Origin of the sequence: Gordonia effusa NBRC 100432, assembly GCF_000241305.1 — a bacterium.
In the GTDB taxonomy this organism is placed as follows: domain Bacteria; phylum Actinomycetota; class Actinomycetes; order Mycobacteriales; family Mycobacteriaceae; genus Gordonia; species Gordonia effusa.
The window spans coordinates 1-3,736 of sequence record NZ_BAEH01000101.1 but is presented as its reverse complement, the minus strand read 5'-3'; the positions used below and the strand labels follow the sequence as shown (position 1 = coordinate 3,736).

2 rRNA genes are annotated in these 3,736 nt (G+C 54.8%); both read right to left on the bottom strand.

The features are described 5' to 3' along the window. Positions 1 to 3,029: ribosomal RNA gene (locus tag GOEFS_RS17705) — 23S ribosomal RNA — on the bottom strand; the annotation flags it as partial. Between the two features lie 398 nt (positions 3,030 to 3,427). Continuing rightward, positions 3,428 to 3,736: ribosomal RNA gene (locus GOEFS_RS17700) — 16S ribosomal RNA — on the bottom strand; the annotation flags it as partial.

Sequence of the window (3,736 nt, the reverse complement as noted above, 5' to 3'; positions counted from 1 at the left end):
GGGGGGTGAGAAACCTCATCTTGGAACAGGCTTCCCGCTTAGATGCTTTCAGCGGTTATCCCTTCCGAACGTAGCTAACCAGCAGTGCACCTGGTGGTACAACTGGCACACCAGAGGTTCGTCCGTCCCGGTCCTCTCGTACTAGGGACAGGTTTCCTCAAGTTTCTTACGCGCGCGGCGGATAGAGACCGAACTGTCTCACGACGTTCTAAACCCAGCTCGCGTGCCGCTTTAATGGGCGAACAGCCCAACCCTTGGGACCTACTCCAGCCCCAGGATGCGACGAGCCGACATCGAGGTGCCAAACCATCCCGTCGATATGGACTCTTGGGGAAGATCAGCCTGTTATCCCCGGGGTACCTTTTATCCGTTGAGCGACACCGCTTCCACTTGCCGGTGCCGGATCACTAGTCCCGACTTTCGTCCCTGCTCGACATGTACGTCTCACAGTCAAGCTCCCTTGTGCACTTACACTCAACACCTGATTGCCAACCAGGCTGAGGGAACCTTTGGGCGCCTCCGTTACATTTTGGGAGGCAACCGCCCCAGTTAAACTACCCACCAGGCACTGTCCCTGAACCAGATCATGGTCCGAGGTTAGAAGTCCAATACGATCAGAGTGGTATTTCAACAACGACTCCACCACCACTAGCGTGATAGCTTCACAGTCTCCCACCTATCCTACACAAACCGAACCGAACACCAATACCAAGCTATAGTGAAGGTCCCGGGGTCTTTTCGTCCTGCCGCGCGTAACGAGCATCTTTACTCGTACTGCAATTTCGCCGAGTCTGTGGTTGAGACAGCAGAGAAGTCGTTACGCCATTCGTGCAGGTCGGAACTTACCCGACAAGGAATTTCGCTACCTTAGGATGGTTATAGTTACCACCGCCGTTTACTGGGGCTTAAATTCTCAGCTTCACCACCAAAGTGATTAACCGGTCCTCTTAACCTTCCAGCACCGGGCAGGCGTCAGTCCGTATACATCGTCTTACGACTTCGCACGGACCTGTGTTTTTAGTAAACAGTCGCTTCTCTCTGGTCTCTGCGACCACCCCCAGCTCACCACGTGCGTGGGTCACCAGGCGTGGTCCCCCTTCTCCCGAAGTTACGGGGGCATTTTGCCGAGTTCCTTAACCACAGTTCTCTCGATCGCCTTAGTATTCTCTACCTGACCACCTGTGTCGGTTTGGGGTACGGGCCGTGTACCAACTCACTAGAGGCTTTTCTCGGCAGCATAGGATCATGGAATTCACCACAACGGTTACGCATCACCTCTCAGGATTATGTGTGCGACGGATTTGCCTATCACACTCCCTACAGGCTTACACCAGTACAACCACTGACTGGCCCCACTACCTTCCTGCGTCACCCCATCGCTTACCTACTACAACCAAGGTCCCGCGCAGCACCAACCACGCCTCCCGAAGGAGATCAGATTGGATTTGGGCGGTTAGTACAGTTGATTCAGCATTGGGCGCGGATACACGGGTACGGGAATATCAACCCGTTGTCCATCGACTACGCCTGTCGGCCTCGCCTTAGGTCCCGACTCACCCTGGGCGGATTAACCTGGCCCAGGAACCCTTGGTCATTCGGCGGACAAGTTTCTCACTTGTCTTTCGCTACTCATGCCTGCATTCTCACTCCCACACCCTCCACACCTAGCTCACGCCGATGCTTCCCAGGATGCAGGACGCTCCCCTACCCACCCCACCCACTACACACAACCCCGTAAGGTCATGCGGATGTATTGGTGAAGTGCCGCGGCTTCGGCGGTGTACTTGAGCCCCGCTACATTGTCGGCGCAGGATCACTTGACCAGTGAGCTATTACGCACTCTTTCAAGGGTGGCTGCTTCTAAGCCAACCTCCTGGTTGTCTCGGTAATCCCACATCCTTTTCCACTTAGTACACGCTTAGGGGCCTTAGCCGGCGATCTGGGCTGTTTCCCTCTCGACTACGAACCTTATCGCCCGCAGTCTCACTGCCACACTCTCACACCCTGGCATTCGGAGTTTAGCTGACGTCAGTAACCTAGTAGGGCCCATCGGCCATCCAGTAGCTCTACCTCCAGAGTGAAACATGTGACGCTGCACCTAAATGCATTTCGGGGAGAACCAGCTATCACGGAGTTTGATTGGCCTTTCACCCCTACCCACAACTCATCCCCTCCATTTTCAACTGAAGTGGGTTCGGGCCTCCACGACGTCTTACCGTCGCTTCACCCTGGCCATGGGTAGATCACTCCGCTTCGGGTCCAGACCCAGCGACTCAAACGCCCTATTCAGACTCGCTTTCGCTACGGCTACCCCACACGGGTTAACCTCGCCACTGAGCACTGACTCGCAGGCTCATTCTTCAAAAGGCACGCCATCACCCACCACCACAAGGGTGCGCAGGCTCTGACGGATTGTAAGCGTCCGGTTTCAGGTACTATTTCACTCCCCTCCCGGGGTACTTTTCACCTTTCCCTCACGGTACTAGTCCGCTATCGGTCACCAGGAAGTATTCAGGCTTACCGGGTGGTCCCGGCAGATTCACAGCAGATTCCACGAGCCCGCTGCTACTTGGGCATCACACAAGCAAGACCACACACTTTCAGCTACCGGACTCTCACCGTCTACGGCAGACCATCCCAGGCCACTTCACCTAGTGCATGATTTTATCACTCACCTCTGATCCGGCAGAACCAGAAAGCATGACCCCACAACCCCACACACACAACCCCTGCCGAGTCTCACATGCGCATGGTTTAGCCATCCTCCGCTTTCGCTCGCCACTACTCACGGAATCACAATTGTTTTCTCTTCCTATGGGTACTGAGATGTTTCACTTCCCCACGTTCCCCCCACACGGGCTATACATTCACCCGGTGGTAACACCACATCACTGGTGCTGGGTTTCCCCATTCGGACACCCTCGGATCACAGCTCGGTTGACAGCTCCCCGAGGCTTATCGCAGCCTCCAACGTCCTTCATCGGCTCCTGGTACCAAGGCATCCACCGAACGCCCTTACACACTTACCCAACACCTACAAACAACCCCGCCCAACAGGCAGAACCGAATGTAGACATCACACAGGCAAGCACGCACAACAAAAAAATAACACTTACAAACAAATAAAGATGCTCGCATCCACTATACAATTCTCAAACAACACACACCCACCAACCCCACCACCCACAACACGGGCGGAAATCAGCAGGCATAACTGAAAGTAACACCACAAAACAACAGTTTCGCGTGTTCCCTCAGAACCCCGATAGTGTGCAATAACATCCAACCCTCACAAGCTGGAACGATCACCCACCCACAACCACTACACGGTTACAGGTATCAGTGACTTGTTTGATGTTTCACCCATGAACACACACCCACCACAACCACATTCGGATCATGCGTGGGAGTGTTGTGTGCTCCTTAGAAAGGAGGTGATCCAGCCGCACCTTCCGGTACGGCTACCTTGTTACGACTTCGTCCCAATCGCCGATCCCACCTTCGACAGCTCCCTCCACAAGGGTTAGGCCACCGGCTTCGGGTGTTACCGACTTTCATGACGTGACGGGCGGTGTGTACAAGGCCCGGGAACGTATTCACCGCAGCGTTGCTGATCTGCGATTACTAGCGACTCCGACTTCATGGGGTCGAGTTGCAGACCCCAATCCGAACTGAGACGCGCTTTAAGGGATTCGCTCCACCTCACGGTCTCGCAGCCCTCTGTACGCGCCATTGT